Origin of the sequence: Bacillus haynesii (assembly GCF_001969855.1) — a bacterium.
Taxonomy (GTDB): domain Bacteria; phylum Bacillota; class Bacilli; order Bacillales; family Bacillaceae; genus Bacillus; species Bacillus haynesii.
Map to the genome: position 1 here is coordinate 232,359 of NZ_MRBL01000016.1, position 14,941 is coordinate 247,299.

The following is a 14,941-nucleotide window of genomic DNA, read 5'->3' on the forward strand; positions in this document are numbered from 1 at the left end:
CGGGAATTAGGCCCGGTCTTCTTTTAATATATCGTCTTCTACGTTTTTCAGCGTGTAGAGGACGGATTCCGTCAGATCTTTAAAGCGTTTTTTATGAATTTTGCAGAAATACGACTGCATGAAAATTTCGTTCGCATTTTCCTCAACTGAGTTGAGCTGTTCTTCGTAAATGTATTTTGGCCGATTGGACTTAATATAAGGCAGGCTTTCCGCCAGCCAGCTTTTCACTGTTTGTTCGAAACTCTCGACAGAAGGTTTGACAACTTCGAAAAAATCGTATTCCGTCCCTTCCTCTTTTCCCTTACTGTATCGTTCTTCCGCTTCTTTTACAAGGCGGATTAATTCCCGTGTCTGTACAAGAAGAGATTGTGTATCCAATTTTTTCACCTCGGGTTTATCGTACCAAAGGAAGACGACCGTTACAATGAATCCGGCTTAAGCCGTCTCTCCCCTTGGCTCCACTCCCATTAACGTGCTGTTTAAACAAGAGCTGAGTTCTGCCAGTTCTTTTTCAATCAGATCGAGCCGTTCGTTCCAGGCAGCCTGCTTTTCATGCTCCGTCCGGCGTACAGCTTCTGTCAAAGCCTTCTCCGCAGACTGCATGTCTGATTCCGTTTCCAAAAGCATTTGAAGGACCGAGTCTTTGCTTGCAAATCCGTTCATTTGCTTCCCTCCTTTTTGATGGCCTTCTATGCATTCTCCCTTATGTGCACCCTCTCCTCCACAGCTGACAAAACTAGAAGCAAACCGCCAAAGAAACTCATTTTCCAGCCAAACGCGCCGCTTTCGACAAGTGATCTTGCGAAAAATGGTATGATCAGCGCTTTTTTGCAAAATCTAAAAAGGTAAGGAGGTGCCCGCTGTGGAAAACAACAAAAAGAAATCACCTACGAAAACAAAACCAGATGCTAAACAAGCAGACACACTGGATAAGAAATTAGGCGGACCTAACCGCCCGTCCACTTAAAAAGCAAGGAGAACCCTTGCTTTTTTCTGTTTTCACCTCTTATTCAGCCAATGCTCCAGCGAAAACAATGCCTGCAGCTGCCTTCTTTTTTGGAAATACCAATCGGTGATTTCAATCGTTTTCGGGAGTTTTTCATCTTTGAACATCGCCTCCCTCTTTCCTCCGCGAAACCAATCGCATTTTAATCCGTCTAATGAATGGGCAACAACGGGATAACACGTTCTCAAAAACGGTGAGGTTCTGATTTTAACCCCTGCCCAGCGCTCCATATCAAAGCGCGACCCGGTATGCGGAACACATGATGTAAAATGAAAAAAACCGGGGAAAAGCTCAGGCGAAAACAGCAGCTCGCTTAATTGCTTGCCGAGCTTGATCCTTTCCTTTAAACTAGTGAAGCGTTTAACAGACACGCCGTAAAAAACGCCTTCAACCGTCGGAAAGATGACCGTGTTGAAGTGAAACCATTCACATAGCTGAAAAGGAATCGTCTGAAAAACATTCTTTTTAAACAAAGGATTTTGTATAATAGGAGTTTGGATAGTGTTTTGTTCATTTATAATGAGAGCGTACATGAGACGCTTTTGATCGCGCTCATGCCAGAACCGCTCCCACTCCGTTTTCATAAATGAAGACACGCCAAATGAGGAGAGCAAATGAAACAGCGGCTGGCCAAGCTGCTTGGACCAATGGTATAACAGGAGCTGCGGATAGGCGTCCGAAAAAATCAGCCAGTTCGCTCTTTCATACGTTAAAAACAGCCATTTCTGCTGAAAAGCCGTAAGTCCGAGCTCGAATAAGCGCCCTTTTAAATCGGTCATCGACCAGCCGGCATTCCGGGAAACAAATGAAGCCAAAAGCGACCACTTGATTTCAGGGTGGCGGTCAAAGAAGCGTTTGTAGGCATTTGTCCGTGAGATATTGTCCTTGTTCAGTTTTGCGGTCAGCTCTTGAATGCGGCTCGTCAGCTCCGCCGCGGAAAAAGTGTTGTGCAAGATCAGCCACTTCCGTTAGTATCCAGATTTTTTTGTAAAAGGAGGATGAAGAAAGTGATTCGTTACCCGAACGGCAAATCCTATCAGCCGAAAACAGCTGCCTCATCCTTGCAAAAGAAGCCGTCGTATTCCAATCGCGGCATGACCCTCGAAGATGACCTGAATGAAACGAATATGTATTATCAATCTCATTCGATTGCCGTCATCCATAAAAAACCGACACCTGTACAGATTGTCCAGGTCGATTATCCGAAGCGAAGCGCTGCGGTTATCAAGGAAGCATATTTCAAGCAGTCGTCAACTACTGATTATAATGGGGTTTATAAAGGCCGCTACATCGATTTTGAAGCGAAAGAAACAAAGAGCCGGACCTCCTTCCCGCTTCAGAATTTCCACGATCATCAGATCGAGCATATGAAGCAGGTTGTGGCGCAAGACGGCATTTGTTTTGTTATCATATCCGCTTTTGAAGAAATTTATTTTTTGGAAGCAGAAAAATTATTTTATTTCTGGGAGCGGAAAAAGCAAAACGGCAGAAAATCGATCCGAAAAGATGAGCTTCAGGAAGCCGCTCACCCCATTTCACTTGGATACTCGCCAAGAATTGATTATATTAAGATTATTGATCAGTTGTATTTTTCGCCATCATAAATTATGATTTTAAAGTCATGTGAGCGGAAAGGTTTAACTACGAAAGGTTGAGATGTTATGTCAGATCAATTTAACAGCCGCCAGGAACGGCGAAAAGCCCAGCAGGACAAAAGCAGGTCTAATACTCATTCTAAACCCAAGAAAAAGAAAAAAGCAGGATTATTTAAGAAAATTCTTTTATCCATTTTAATCATCGGTGTTATCGGCTTGATTGCCGGGGGCGTCACTTTTGCCGTGATGGTAGCGGACTCGCCGTCCCTTGATGAAGCAAAACTGAAAACACCGTACTCTTCTACCATCTATGACAAAAACGGAAAAGAAATCGCCGAAATCGGTTCGGAAAAACGGACGTACGTGTCGATTAAAGACATACCGGATTCCGTTAAAAACGCATTTCTTGCAACGGAAGACGCCCGTTTCTATGACCACCACGGCGTGGACCCGATCCGGATCGGAGGGGCGCTTCTGGCAAACTTTGAAGGCGGATTCGGTTCTGAAGGCGGAAGTACGATCACACAGCAGGTCGTCAAAAACTCCCTTCTGTCACATGAAAAAACGCTGAAACGGAAAGTCCAGGAAGTCTGGCTTTCGTTCCAGCTGGAAAGAAAATATTCAAAAGACGAAATTCTTGAAATGTATTTAAACCGGATTTACTTCTCGCCGCAGGCCTACGGTGTCGGAAAAGCGGCTGAGCAGTTCTACGGGGTTACAGATCTAAACGACTTGACGGTCGAGCAGGCCGCAACGCTTGCCGGCATGCCGCAAAGTCCGAATAACTACAACCCAATCAAACATCCGGAAAAAGCCGAGAAACGGCGCAACGTCGTGTTGAGCCTGATGAATAAACACGGCTTTATCTCAGACACAGAATACAACAAAGCGAAAAATGTAGCCGTCACAAAAGGCCTTGTCTCTCCGAAGGAATACGCAAAATCAACGTCAAACAAATACAGCTCGTTTATCGAGCAGGCCGTCGCTGAAGTGAAAGAAAAAGCGAACGTCACTCCGGGAACGGACGGACTGAAGATTTACACGACGATTGATACAGACGCACAGGATTATGTGGATGAGCTGATGGACGGCGATTCGATTCAGTATACCGAAAAAATGCAGGCAGGCCTTACATTGCTTGATACAAAAACCGGAGAAATCCGCGCGCTTGGCGGCGGACGCGACCGGAAAGCAGGCGACTTTAACTATGCAGTAGATACGAAACGTCAACCTGGTTCAACGATTAAGCCAATCCTTGACTACGGCCCTGTCATTGAGAACAAGAAATGGTCGACGTATGAACAGATTAACGATGAAGCATACACGTATTCAACTGGAGATCCGATTAACAACTATGACAGAAGATACAGAGGCTGGATATCGATGAGAGAGGCACTTGTCGATTCTCGAAACATCCCGGCTTTAAAAGCGTTCCAGGCAGCTGGAAAAGACAATATTGTAAAATTCGCAGGCAACCTTGGTCTTAACATAAATTCAGATGATTTAGTGGAAGCTTATGCAATCGGCGGCTTCGGAAACGGTGTGTCGCCTCTGCAAATGGCCGGAGCGTACAGCGCATTCGGCAACAACGGCTACTACAATGAGCCGCACACCGTCACAGCGGTGGAATTCAATGATGGCACAAAACTTGATTTGACGCCTGAATCAAAGGCTGCCATGAGCGATTACACCGCATTTATGATAACGGATATGCTGAAAAGCGCTGTTCAGCGAGGAACAGGAACAGCCGCCCAAGTCAATGGCGTTACTGTAGCAGGTAAAACGGGTACGACGAACTTTACCGAGGACGACATTAGAAAACACGGCATAAATCGAAACGGAGCGAGAGATTCATGGTTCGTCGGCTATACGCCGCAATATACGGCAGCGGTCTGGACCGGTAAAGAAGGCTTCAATTCGCTGAGCACGAGCGAACAGCAAGTCGCCAAGCTCCTGTTTAAAAAGCTGATTGCCGAGGTTGACAACGGCAGCGGGTCATTTGAAAAGCCTGACAGCGTCGTTGAAGCGACCGTTCTAAAAGGTTCGAACCCGCCGGTGCTCGCGAGCAGCAACACGCCTAGCGATAAAAAAGTCACTGAGTACTTTGTAAAAGGCACACAGCCGACGACCGTTTCGAAAAAATATGAAGAAAAAGAAGATGCCGACAAGCCGTCAGGTTTGAGCGCAGAGTATGATGAAGCATCAAAGAGCATTAAACTTTCATGGTCATACTCCGGAGACGATGATGTATCCTTTAAAGTCAAACAGTCTGTTGACGGAGGCGGATACAGCGAAGTTCAAAGCAGCAGCGCGAAAGAAGCCGTCATACCGAATGCAAAAGAAGGATCCGTCTACAGATTCCAAGTCACGGCCGTTACCGAAGATGGTGAAAGCGATCCTGCTTCTGTGACGCTTAAAGTCAACGCGGCTGAAGAGGATGAGTCAAAAGCGGACGATGAAAAGAAAAACGAGGATGACGAGAAGAAACAGGATGCTGATGATGATCAGGACAAAGACAAACAAAATAACGGCAATTCAAATCAGCCGGATGATCAAAATTCAGGCAATCCGGATCAAAACAATCAAAATCCGGGAAATACAGACGGCAGAAAAGATGATGACGCCGATGATCAAAACAAAGATCAGAATAAAGACAAAAACAAAAAACCGGATCAAGACAGCAACACAGATGATCAACAAACAAATTCCAATGGTCAATCAACCGGAAACAATTGATCTAAAAAGCCACTCACAGTTTAGTGAGTGGCTTTTTTATGATTGATGGCAATATATTTATAAAATTGCTTTTTCATTTCCGTAAACAATTCGTCAAGCTGAATAAAACAATGATACTGCGTCGGTTTCAGCAGGATAAACTCGAGGCGTTCCGTCCAGTTCATCGGCTTGGCTCCAAAATCCTTACGGGTGATGATCTCCCAGTTAAGACTTTTGACAGGCTCCCCCATCGTCCAGTGGAAGCTTGCGATCAAGCAGCACACCCCGTTCAGCATATCATCCTGGCTGCACCTTGACTTTCTCGTTTTAAAGACGGGCAGAAGCTTTTCTTTTGTGCGTTCCCATGCTGCAAACAGAAGCGGGACCCATTCTTCCGCATGCTCCCACGGCTTGTCCTCTCCGGCGTCCTGAAAAAAATCATAGCAGAGCGGATTTTCCAAAAGAACGTCAAGCCTTTCGCCGGATTCCGGCCTTCTCTTCCGCAGCTTTTTTTCGTATTCGTCCAACAGTGAAACGCTTGTCACGGCAGCTTCACCAACCCTTTTTTATATCGTTTTTGCCCTTCCCTGCACAGAGAAAACAACGGGCATTCTTCACATTGCGGCCTTTGCGCCTTGCAATGATAGCGCCCGAAAAAGATCAAGCGGTGGTGAGTGACGGACCACTCTGATTCAGGCACTTTTTTCATCAGTGTCTTTTCGACTTCCGCGACCGAATCCTTCCATCTGCAAATGCCGAGCCTTTTTGAAACCCTTTCTACATGGGTGTCGACGGCAATGGCAGGAACCCCGAATGCAACGGAAACGACGACATTGGCGGTTTTTCTCCCGACGCCTGGAAGTTTCACCAGCTCATCGCGGTCTTTCGGCACTTCACCGCCGTATTCTTCGAGCAGCATTTTGCAGAGCTTTTGAATATTTTTTGCTTTGTTGCGGTATAAGCCGATCGATTTGATATCCTGCTGCAGCTCTTCAAGCGGAACAGCAAGATAATCTTCGGGCTTTTTATATTTTTTGAAAAGCGTTTTCGTCACTTTATTGACAAGCGCGTCTGTGCACTGGGCCGATAAAGCGACGGCGATGACAAGTTCAAACGGATTGTCATGGACTAATTCGCATTCAGCATCCGGAAACATTTCACCGATTGTTTCTAAACAAAACTTGATCTGTTTTTTTGTTAGCATGTCTTCACCTTTCACTTTATTGTTCAAGCCAATTGTAAAAAGGAACTTGTCTTGTATACTCCTTTTGCTCATTTTGCCGCGGAGGGGTCTTCCGCCTGAATCTTTGGCTGTAGTTGACGGCTTGTTCGACTGTTGAAACGCCGTTTTTCTTCCACTCAAACAGAATCCGGTCAATGTAGCGGAAATTTAACTTTCCTGATATGACGGCTTCTTTGAGAGCTTGTTTGATCAGCTGTGCATCGTGATGATCCTGGTCAAGCCAGATGCTGAGCGTCTCGCATTCCAGCGGAGACAGCGGCCGTGCAAATTCTTCTTCAAAGATCGTATAAAGGCTCTTCTGTTCGCCTTCATTCTGTTCGGCGAGTTTTTTTTGCTCGTCCATTTCAAGAAGCTCAAACAGCTTGCCCCAGAGAGGTTCGAGCGAATATTTTTCAAACTTAATGCCGTTCTGGTCTTCGCATTCTTCTATATAGATGAAGCCTTTTTGAATGAACATTCTCAGCATGTTCATACATTGTTCGGTTTCAATCGACATCGTCTTGCTTAATTCCTCCGGCGTCGGAAAAAAGGAACCTCTTTCAACATGCATTTTAATGTTTAAGAGCAGCATGAACTCTGTCTCGTTTAAGCCAAGCCCCCGGTAGTTCAAAAAGAGCAGATTCGGAATGGTGACAGACCCCATATCCTGCATCTTAATAAAGTGCTGTTTTTTCATTCGATACACCTCTTACCTTCCAGTATATCATGGATGACTGTGAAAAAGTCTCCTGCAATCAGGAGACTTTTTTCTTAAGGATATAAGCGATTTAAGAGTCTTGGGAACGGAATCGTTTCGCGGACGTGCGGAGAGCCGCAAATCCAGGCAACCGTCCGTTCAAGTCCGAGCCCGAATCCTGAATGCGGAACTGAGCCGTATTTTCTCAACTCTGCATACCATTGATAAGCATCAGATTCTAAACCGTGCTCTTTCAGGCGCGCTTCGAGAAGCTCAAGATCATGGATCCGTTCAGATCCGCCGATAATTTCACCGTAGCCTTCAGGCGCAATCAAGTCAGCGCACAATACGACATCTTCCCTGTCAGGTGCAGGCTGCATATAAAACGGCTTTAATGATGTCGGATAGTGTGTAATAAATACCGGCTTGTCATAGCTTTCAGCGATCGCCGTTTCGTGAGGAGCGCCGAAATCATCGCCCCATTCAATATCGTCAAAACCTTTCTCTTTTAAGAACTGAAGCGCTTCATCATACGTGATTCTTGGGAAAGGCGCTTTGATAAGCTCCAGTTTGGAAGTGTCTCTGCCGAGCGTATTCAGTTCGATTTTGCAGTTTTCAAGCACGCTTTGGACGACAAAAGAGACATAGTTCTCTTGAACTTCAAGGTTTTCATTGAATTCGACAAACGCCATTTCCGGTTCAATCATCCAGAATTCGATCAGATGGCGCTTCGTTTTTGATTTCTCAGCTCTGAAAGTCGGCCCGAATGAAAAGACTTTTCCTAAAGCCATTGCAGCAGCTTCCATGTACAGCTGGCCGCTTTGCGAGAGATAGGCATCCTCGTCAAAATACTTTGTCGCAAAAAGCTCTGTCGTTCCTTCAGGAGCGCTTCCCGTCAAAATCGGAGGATCGACTTTAACAAAGCCTTCCTTATTGAAAAATTCGTATGTAGCGCGAATAATCTCATTGCGGATTTTCATCGTTGCATGCTGCCGTTTTGAACGGAGCCACAAATGTCTGTGATCCATCAAAAACTCTGTTCCGTGTTCTTTTGGTGTAATCGGATAATCTGTCGCTTCATGAATGACTTCAAGCGACGTAACAGCAAGCTCGTAGCCGAGAGGCGAACGCTCGTCTTCTTTAACGACGCCTTTTACATATAATGATGTTTCCTGTGTGACAGATTTAGCGGTTTGAAATATTTCTTCGTCCACTTCCGCTTTGACGACGACTCCTTGGATAAAGCCTGTCCCGTCTCTAAGCTGCAAAAACGCAATTTTGCCGCTTGAACGTTTGTTGGCGATCCAAGCGCCGATTGTTACTTCTTCACCAACATGCTTGTACACTTGGTTTATTGTTGTTTTCACTATCGTTTCCCTCCAAAACACGAAAGAATTCGGTTAAGCCCTCATTCTTTCTGACGTCCATAACGTATATTATACCTTTTTTAAATCGATCAGGTCAATGCAGCTGACGTGCATGAAAAAAGCGTCCGCCTGCGGACGCTTTTTGTAACTAGCGGCTGCGATTCACGACAAAGCGGCGGATGCGTTCGACCGCTTCTTCCAAAAGTGACAGGGATGTCGCGTACGACAGACGGATGTTGTCCGGTGCACCGAACCCTGAACCAGGGACGATCGCAACTTTTTCTTCTTCCAAAAGCGCTTCAGCGAATTCATCAACGCTTGAAAAGCCGCACGATTCTGCCGCTTTTTTTGCATTCGGGAACAAGTAGAAGGCCCCTTCAGGCTTCAGGCATGTCAATCCCGGAATGTCAACAAGCAGTTCATACACCTTGTTCAGCCGTTCTTCAAAAGCTTTTCTCATCTCTTCAACAGGCTCGTTTGGCCCATTGTAAGCGGCAATGGCTCCGTATTGAGCAACAGATGTCGGATTTGACGTGCTGTGGCTGGCAAGGTTCGTCATCGCTTTAATGATCGGTTCGCTGCCTGCTGCATATCCGATTCTCCAGCCGGTCATGCTGTGTGACTTGGAAACCCCGTTAATGATCACGGTTTGGTTTTTAAGTTCTGGAGAAAGCTGTGCAATGGATACGTGTTTTTTTCCGCCGTAAATCAGCTTTTCATAAATTTCATCAGATACGATTAAAATGTTGCGGCGAAGGCAAACTTCACCGAGAGCTTTGAGCTCTTCTTCCGTATACATCATGCCTGTCGGATTGCTTGGGGAATTGATGATCACAGCCTTCGTTTTTTCCGTGACAGCTTTTTCAAGCTGTTCCGGAGAAATCTTGAAGCTGTTTTCCTCAAGGCCTTCCACAAACACCGGTTTGCCGCCAGCAAGTTTGACTTGTTCAGGATAGCTGACCCAGTACGGAGTCGGAATAATCACTTCGTCCCCTTCGTCGAGGAGCACTTGAAATAGGGTGTAAAGAGCATGCTTTGCACCTGTGCACACGATAACTTCAGATTGGCTGTATTCGATTCCCTGATCGCGCTTGAATTTATCGCGGATGCTGTCTTTCAGCGCCGCAAGACCGCCGGAAGGTGTGTATTTGGTATGTCCTTCATTCATCGAACGGACTGCCGCTTCAATGATGTGCTCAGGCGTATTAAAATCCGGCTCTCCTGCACCAAGACCAATGACGTCGTGCCCTGCCGCTTTTAAATCTTTTGCTTTTGCAGTGATTGCCAATGTTGCAGATGGTGTTAACGCTGATACTCTTTTAGCTAGATTCAACTCGATTTCCCCCTGTTTCGTCTAAGGCGTAATATTTTTGTGAATTTTTCCGTTTATAAAGTCCACATAGCTTAAACTGTACTGCCCATCTTTATTTAAGTATGTAACTTCCCACAATAGAACATTGCCTTCCCTTGCAAGGTGCACCTCTTTAAGCTCAGACATCAGGCCTTCATCCTGAACCGCTTTTGCAGCTTTGCTGCCGGTAATGCCGTCTGATGCTTTTTTGTAAATCGTTTTCTGCTTTTTGTCAGCAGGCACCCAAACATACATTTTATCGCCTTTTTTGTCTGCCCCTGTGACAATGTACTGCTTTTCTTTTCCGACAAACGTCTCCACGCTGTCAACTTGTTTTAAGCCTGCTTCCTGCTTGGCTGTTTCGGCAGCCTGCTCGTGGCCGCTTTCTTTCTGATCCATTGCCGTACGGTAGACATTCGCTCCCGCAAGAAGTGCTGTTAAAAAGATAATACCAAATATCAGTATGAAAATTAATGTTTTTTTGCCCATTTTCTGCTCCTAAGTACGATAAATCGTAAAAATGGCCTGTTTTTGATCTTCTTCATCGAGAGCGAGGCCGAACATGAGATCATCACGTTTGAGTGTGCGGTTCAAAAGGTCAACGATTTTATACAGGTCTTCTGAATGCTCGACGCTTACGGTAGATAGAATTTCGATTTTGTTTTCCATTTTTCAAATACCTCCGAACGAAACAATAATTGTAATTCATACTCTTTGTGCCAAAAGCCATACTAGTTGTTACAACGGGATAACCGTTTAAATAAACAGCCAAAAAATAAAACCTTAATCCACACCATTTAAGAGCCGCTTTATGCGGCTTTTAGCCGTTTAACCCGGCTATGTAGGCTTCAAGCTCAAGGAATGTAGGCTCCATGACTTTTGCAGGGGGCAGAGCCTTCATAAACACCGTGCCGTAGGAAGAGGTTCGGATGCGGCGGTCAAGAATCACGACCGTTCCGCTGTCTTTCTCTGAGCGGAGCAGCCTGCCGATCCCCTGCCTGAAAGCCAGGACAGCTTCCGGGAGAGATACCGCTTGAAACGGGCTTTCTCCCCTTCTCTTTGCCCGATCACATTTGGCTGATTCAACCGGATGGTCAGGCGGTCTGAACGGCAGTCTTGCGATGATCAGCGTCGTCAGCTCGTCACCCGGAAAGTCAACACCCTCCCAAAAATGGTTCGTTCCGAGAAGAACCGCATGGGGATACGATTTAAACAATTTCATGACCTTAACGGGACTTCCGCCGGAAATCCCCTGAGCAAGGAGCTGACACGGAAAGTCTTCCTCATTTTTTATTGTATGGTAGACGTCTCGCAGCATATCATGAGACGTAAACAGGACGAGCACTTTGGCGTTTTTCTGTTTTGCAAGCGCCTTGACGTAACGCGTGACATCCTGAATATAGTCTCCCGGATCGTTTTGAATCGGGCTGACATCCGTCGGAATCATGATGTTCATATGCTTATCATAAGAAAAAGGCGACTCGATTTGCAAGGTCCTCGGATAGAAATCGCTTAAACCGAGCTTTTTGATCATATAGCCAAATGAATTTTCGACGACAAGCGTCCCCGATGTGAGCACAACGCTTTTTTTCTCGGTGAAAAACCGGTCGGCGAGAATTTCACCGGTATCAAGCGGCTGAGCGTAAATGGCAGCGGCGTTTTTAGCACCCTTCGCGTCAATTTCAATCCAGACGACCTCATCTTCGACAGGGTCAAACATCAAGCGGCCGAGCGTCTTTCGATATTCTTCAAGGTCGTTTATGCACGAATCGTATTCGTCTAACAAAAACGCCTGGCGGCTGGTGAAAGAAGCCTGTTTTTCAGCGAGGCTTTTCTTTTGATCCGTAAACAGCCGATGCATGTCATACAGCATGGAACACAGTCTTCTTGCGCCTTCTTCAAGCCTGTTCCATGCTCTGCTTTCACCGGTTTCGCCGATCTTATATAAGAGACGGTTTAGATCGTTTCTTGGTTTCCTCCGCTTGACAAAAGAATGAACAGCCGTAAAGAATAGATCGCTTTCTTCAAGAAGCTGAGCGAGCCATTCGTCCATTTGGAAAAAGGATTCTGATGAAATGCCTGCGGACCGGTAGAGCCGTTCGGCTTTTTTCAAAATCCCCCTTTGCTTGAGGGTGCCGAGCCGCATCAATCTTTTATGGAGAAAGACATAGTCTGCTCTTGCACCATACTGCTCGCCCGCCGCGCGTTCAAACTGATGGGCTTCATCAATAACAAACGTATCGGCATCACCGGTTTGAATTCGTTGATTGGCTTCGTCAGTCAACAGAAGCGCATGATTGGTAATGATCATATCAGCCTTCTGCGCCCGCGCTTTGGCTCTCTCATAAAAACACAATTTCCTTATGCTGCTGTTTTCCGCATATGAATGCGAATCATACGCCAGTCTGTCCCAGAGAAGCTTTCCGCCTGACGGTAGGTTAATTTCGGATAAATCGCCTGTTTCCGTATCTGTCAGCCAGACAAGAATTTGCGCTTTTGCAAGGACGCTATCATAATTGTCATCATCTTCCTGTAAAATATGCTTGAACTTGCGAATGGATAAATAATGGGAGCGTCCCTTTAAAACCGCGGCTTTTACCGGGAAAGGAAAAATCTTTTCCAAAAGCGGGATATCGCGGTTTATCATCTGCTGCTGAAGCAATGTCGTATATGTGCTGATCACGACCGGCTTGCCTGTTTGCTTGGCGTGGAGTGCAGCCGGCACGAGATATCCGAGCGTTTTTCCGATTCCAGTAGCAGCTTCGATCAGAGCATGCTCATGATTTTGGAAAGCGGTCCAGACCTCCCGCATCATTTTTGTCTGTCCTTCTCTCTTGTCAAACCGGTCGTCCAATGAAGAAAGCCCTCCGTCTTTTTCCCAAATGAGCGGCTCTGTCTGTGAGACCCGGCTCTTATGACCGGCCTCTTCATCCTCGCCTTCAGGGGTCCTGATCACAAAGGAACCGACCTTCATAAAGCCGGCCTCAAGTTCAGCATCGGCGCCTTTTTCAGCAATCAAGCCGTCAAAAAGCTCCTGCGCGTCGCTGATCAAATGCCAGGACAGACGTCTGATTGATTTCAAAACAGGAAGCGGCAGCCTTTTCAGTCTGTCCATCATATGTAAAAAGATCAAAGCGGTCACTTCTGCATCGCTGTCAGCCCTGTGCGGGTTTTCATGGCGAATCTGAAGCTCATCGCTCAGTTCAGTTAATTTATAGCCGTCAAAGCCCGGAAAAACGATTCTCGAAAGCTCCACCGTATCGAGAACGCTGCATTCAAGTTCACCAAAGCCGGCCAGCTGCAGCTCATGCTTTACAAAAGCAAGATCAAAATGAATGTTATGAGCGATAAAACAGCTGTCATGAAGCAGCTTAAAAATATCTTCGGCAATCGCCGAAAATGGTTCTTCATTTTCAACCATTTCATTCGAAATTCCCGTCAGCTGCTCGATAAAAGCGGGAATCGGCTGATTGGGATTCACATATTTGGAGAAACGTTCGGTCATTTGTCCATTTTCAATCACAACCGCTGCAATTTGAATGATTTTGTCGCCTTTTTTCGGCGAATTCCCTGTCGTTTCCACATCAATGACCACATATCGTTGATTGTTCATTCAATGGACACCTCAATTTCGATACCTTCGACAAAAGTGTAACACGTTTTAGAAAAGTGCGGGGGAAAAGCTTCACCTTTTACTCTTTCTAAACGATATGAAAGCCCCCTAAAGGCAAGGGGGCTACAGAATGGTACGGGCTGGCTCCTGACCCAGCATTTCCTCGATTTCGTTTCTCTCGTTCAAAACGGCAACCTTCGGCTTATGGGTCTTTGCTTCCTCTTCAGACATCATGGCATAAGATACGATGATGACGACATCTCCTTCTTGGACAAGGCGGGCGGCAGCTCCGTTTAAACAAACGACGCCGCTCCCCCTTTCACCGGGAATAATGTACGTTTCCAGCCGGGCCCCGTTATTATTATTTACAATTTGCACTTTTTCATTTGCCATCATTCCGACGGCATCCAGCAAATCTTCATCAATTGTCACGCTGCCGACGTAGTTCAAGTTGGCTTCCGTCACTCTCGCTCTGTGAAGTTTTGCGCTCATTAACGTACGGTACATCACAAATCCTCCTTTTGATCTGCCGGGATATCGACGATGATATTATCAATTAAGCGGGCTTTGGAAAACTGAACGGCAACCGCTATGATGACTTTTCCAGTCAATGGTTCCCTCATCTCCAGATCGGGATATGAATAAATCTCCGCATAATCAATGACACCGCTCGTTTTTCCAAGAATGCTCCGAACCTCCCGCTTAACAGCCTCCGGGTCCCTCTCTCCAGCGCGGATCAGCTCGGCGCCGCGCTGAAGGGCTTGATAGAGAGCGGGTGCTTCCTGCCGTTCTTCAGCTCGCAGGTTGACATTTCTTGAGCTTTTGGCGAGCCCGTCTTCTTCCCGTTTTGTTTCGACCGGGATCAGCTCAATATCCATGAAAAAGTCGTTGATCAGCCCGTCGACAACGGCAACCTGCTGCGCATCCTTCATACCGAAATAAACCCTTGTCGGAGACGTGAGATTGAACAGCTTTGTGAGCACTGTTGCGACACCGTCGAAATGCCCTTCCCGTGAACGGCCGCAAAGGACAGCCGTCCGCTTTTTCACGCTTGCGGTAACCGTCGGCTCCTGGCCGTACATTTCTTCAGGCTCAGGAGTGAACAAGACGTCCACTCCGCCGTCGGCCGCAAGCTGCCGGTCTCTTTCAATATCTCTCGGGTACGCTTCATAGTCTTCTCCCGGACCGAACTGCATAGGATTGACAAAAATACTCATCACGACAATATCGTTGTCTTTTCGCGCTTTTTCCACAAGCGACATATGGCCTTCATGAAGGAAGCCCATTGTCGGCACAAAACCGATCGTTTTGCCTTCTTTGCGGTAATTTTTCATTAAGTTTTGTATATCTTTTGCTGTATGGATCTGAATCATGC

Annotated in this window: 16 protein-coding genes; 3 read left to right on the top strand and 13 right to left on the bottom strand. The window is 46.3% G+C overall.

Annotated features, from left to right (window positions below; all coding sequences use genetic code 11):
* Positions 1–6: 6 nt before the first annotated feature.
* Both BTA31_RS14035 and BTA31_RS14040 read right to left on the bottom strand, forming a co-directional pair.
* Positions 7–378: a YppE family protein gene (locus tag BTA31_RS14035; RefSeq protein ID WP_076792560.1), complete on the bottom strand. Its 372-nt coding sequence runs from the start codon at positions 376–378 to the stop codon at positions 7–9.
* Between the two features lie 57 nt (positions 379–435).
* Positions 436–663, bottom strand: coding sequence for a YppD family protein (locus tag BTA31_RS14040; protein WP_076792562.1), 228 nt, complete (start codon positions 661–663; stop codon positions 436–438).
* A gap of 199 nt (positions 664–862) precedes the next feature.
* Here BTA31_RS14040 and sspM point away from each other — a divergent pair, with 199 nt between their 5' ends.
* Positions 863–967 (top strand): acid-soluble spore protein SspM, encoded by a 105-nt coding sequence (gene sspM, locus BTA31_RS14045; RefSeq protein ID WP_076792565.1) that lies wholly within the window; start codon positions 863–865, stop codon positions 965–967.
* Between the two features lie 32 nt (positions 968–999).
* Here sspM and BTA31_RS14050 read toward each other — a convergent pair whose 3' ends face one another.
* Complete coding sequence (locus BTA31_RS14050) at positions 1,000–1,959, bottom strand: DUF2515 domain-containing protein (protein ID WP_076792568.1); 960 nt, start codon at positions 1,957–1,959, stop codon at positions 1,000–1,002.
* A gap of 54 nt (positions 1,960–2,013) precedes the next feature.
* Here BTA31_RS14050 and recU point away from each other — a divergent pair, with 54 nt between their 5' ends.
* Complete coding sequence (gene recU, locus BTA31_RS14055; RefSeq protein WP_003182896.1) at positions 2,014–2,610, top strand: Holliday junction resolvase RecU; 597 nt, start codon at positions 2,014–2,016, stop codon at positions 2,608–2,610.
* 57 nt (positions 2,611–2,667) lie between these two features.
* Entirely contained in the window at positions 2,668–5,337 is a 2,670-nt protein-coding gene (locus BTA31_RS14060) for a penicillin-binding protein 1A (RefSeq protein ID WP_076792570.1), read from the top strand.
* Between the two features lie 20 nt (positions 5,338–5,357).
* Here the strand turns inward: BTA31_RS14060 and BTA31_RS14065 are convergent, their stop codons facing one another.
* The 10 genes from BTA31_RS14065 to panC all read right to left on the bottom strand — a co-directional run bounded on the left by BTA31_RS14065 (position 5,358) and on the right by panC (position 14,939).
* On the bottom strand, positions 5,358–5,861 hold the full coding sequence (locus BTA31_RS14065) for a YpoC family protein (RefSeq protein WP_076792573.1): 504 nt from the start codon (positions 5,859–5,861) through the stop codon (positions 5,358–5,360).
* Positions 5,858–6,520, bottom strand: a complete 663-nt coding sequence (gene nth / locus BTA31_RS14070) for an endonuclease III (protein ID WP_076792839.1) — start codon at positions 6,518–6,520, stop codon at positions 5,858–5,860. Before nth ends, BTA31_RS14065 begins: the two co-directional genes overlap by 4 nt.
* Before the next feature lie 16 nt (positions 6,521–6,536).
* A complete protein-coding gene (locus BTA31_RS14075) occupies positions 6,537–7,235 on the bottom strand; it encodes a DnaD domain-containing protein (RefSeq protein ID WP_076792576.1) in 699 nt (232 codons plus the stop codon).
* 74 nt (positions 7,236–7,309) lie between these two features.
* On the bottom strand, positions 7,310–8,602 hold the full coding sequence (gene asnS / locus BTA31_RS14080; RefSeq protein ID WP_043929037.1) for an asparagine--tRNA ligase: 1,293 nt from the start codon (positions 8,600–8,602) through the stop codon (positions 7,310–7,312).
* Positions 8,603–8,750: 148 nt separating this feature from the next.
* Positions 8,751–9,935, bottom strand: a complete 1,185-nt coding sequence (locus tag BTA31_RS14085) for a pyridoxal phosphate-dependent aminotransferase (RefSeq protein ID WP_043929038.1) — start codon at positions 9,933–9,935, stop codon at positions 8,751–8,753.
* A 21-nt stretch (positions 9,936–9,956) separates the two neighbouring features.
* Positions 9,957–10,442, bottom strand: coding sequence for a cell wall elongation/penicillin-binding protein regulator TseB (gene tseB / locus BTA31_RS14090; protein ID WP_043929039.1), 486 nt, complete (start codon positions 10,440–10,442; stop codon positions 9,957–9,959).
* Between the two features lie 9 nt (positions 10,443–10,451).
* Positions 10,452–10,622 (bottom strand): YpmA family protein, encoded by a 171-nt coding sequence (locus tag BTA31_RS14095; RefSeq protein WP_003182913.1) that lies wholly within the window; start codon positions 10,620–10,622, stop codon positions 10,452–10,454.
* Positions 10,623–10,773: 151 nt separating this feature from the next.
* Positions 10,774–13,566, bottom strand: a complete 2,793-nt coding sequence (gene dinG / locus BTA31_RS14100; protein ID WP_076792578.1) for an ATP-dependent DNA helicase DinG — start codon at positions 13,564–13,566, stop codon at positions 10,774–10,776.
* A 123-nt stretch (positions 13,567–13,689) separates the two neighbouring features.
* Positions 13,690–14,073, bottom strand: coding sequence for an aspartate 1-decarboxylase (gene panD, locus BTA31_RS14105; RefSeq protein ID WP_043929042.1), 384 nt, complete (start codon positions 14,071–14,073; stop codon positions 13,690–13,692).
* Entirely contained in the window at positions 14,073–14,939 is an 867-nt protein-coding gene (gene panC, locus BTA31_RS14110; protein WP_076792580.1) for a pantoate--beta-alanine ligase, read from the bottom strand. Before panC ends, panD begins: the two co-directional genes overlap by 1 nt.
* Positions 14,940–14,941: the final 2 nt, after the last annotated feature.

Coding starts and splice junctions, on each gene's coding strand:
- tseB (WP_043929039.1), bottom strand. CDS start 10,442: ATGGGCAAAAAAACATTAATTTTCATACTGATATTTGGTATTATCTTT.
- BTA31_RS14060 (WP_076792570.1), top strand. CDS start 2,668: ATGTCAGATCAATTTAACAGCCGCCAGGAACGGCGAAAAGCCCAGCAG.
- dinG (WP_076792578.1), bottom strand. CDS start 13,566: ATGAACAATCAACGATATGTGGTCATTGATGTGGAAACGACAGGGAAT.
- panD (WP_043929042.1), bottom strand. CDS start 14,073: ATGTACCGTACGTTAATGAGCGCAAAACTTCACAGAGCGAGAGTGACG.
- BTA31_RS14040 (WP_076792562.1), bottom strand. CDS start 663: ATGAACGGATTTGCAAGCAAAGACTCGGTCCTTCAAATGCTTTTGGAA.
- nth (WP_076792839.1), bottom strand. CDS start 6,520: ATGCTAACAAAAAAACAGATCAAGTTTTGTTTAGAAACAATCGGTGAA.
- BTA31_RS14075 (WP_076792576.1), bottom strand. CDS start 7,235: ATGAAAAAACAGCACTTTATTAAGATGCAGGATATGGGGTCTGTCACC.
- panC (WP_076792580.1), bottom strand. CDS start 14,939: ATGATTCAGATCCATACAGCAAAAGATATACAAAACTTAATGAAAAAT.
- BTA31_RS14095 (WP_003182913.1), bottom strand. CDS start 10,622: ATGGAAAACAAAATCGAAATTCTATCTACCGTAAGCGTCGAGCATTCA.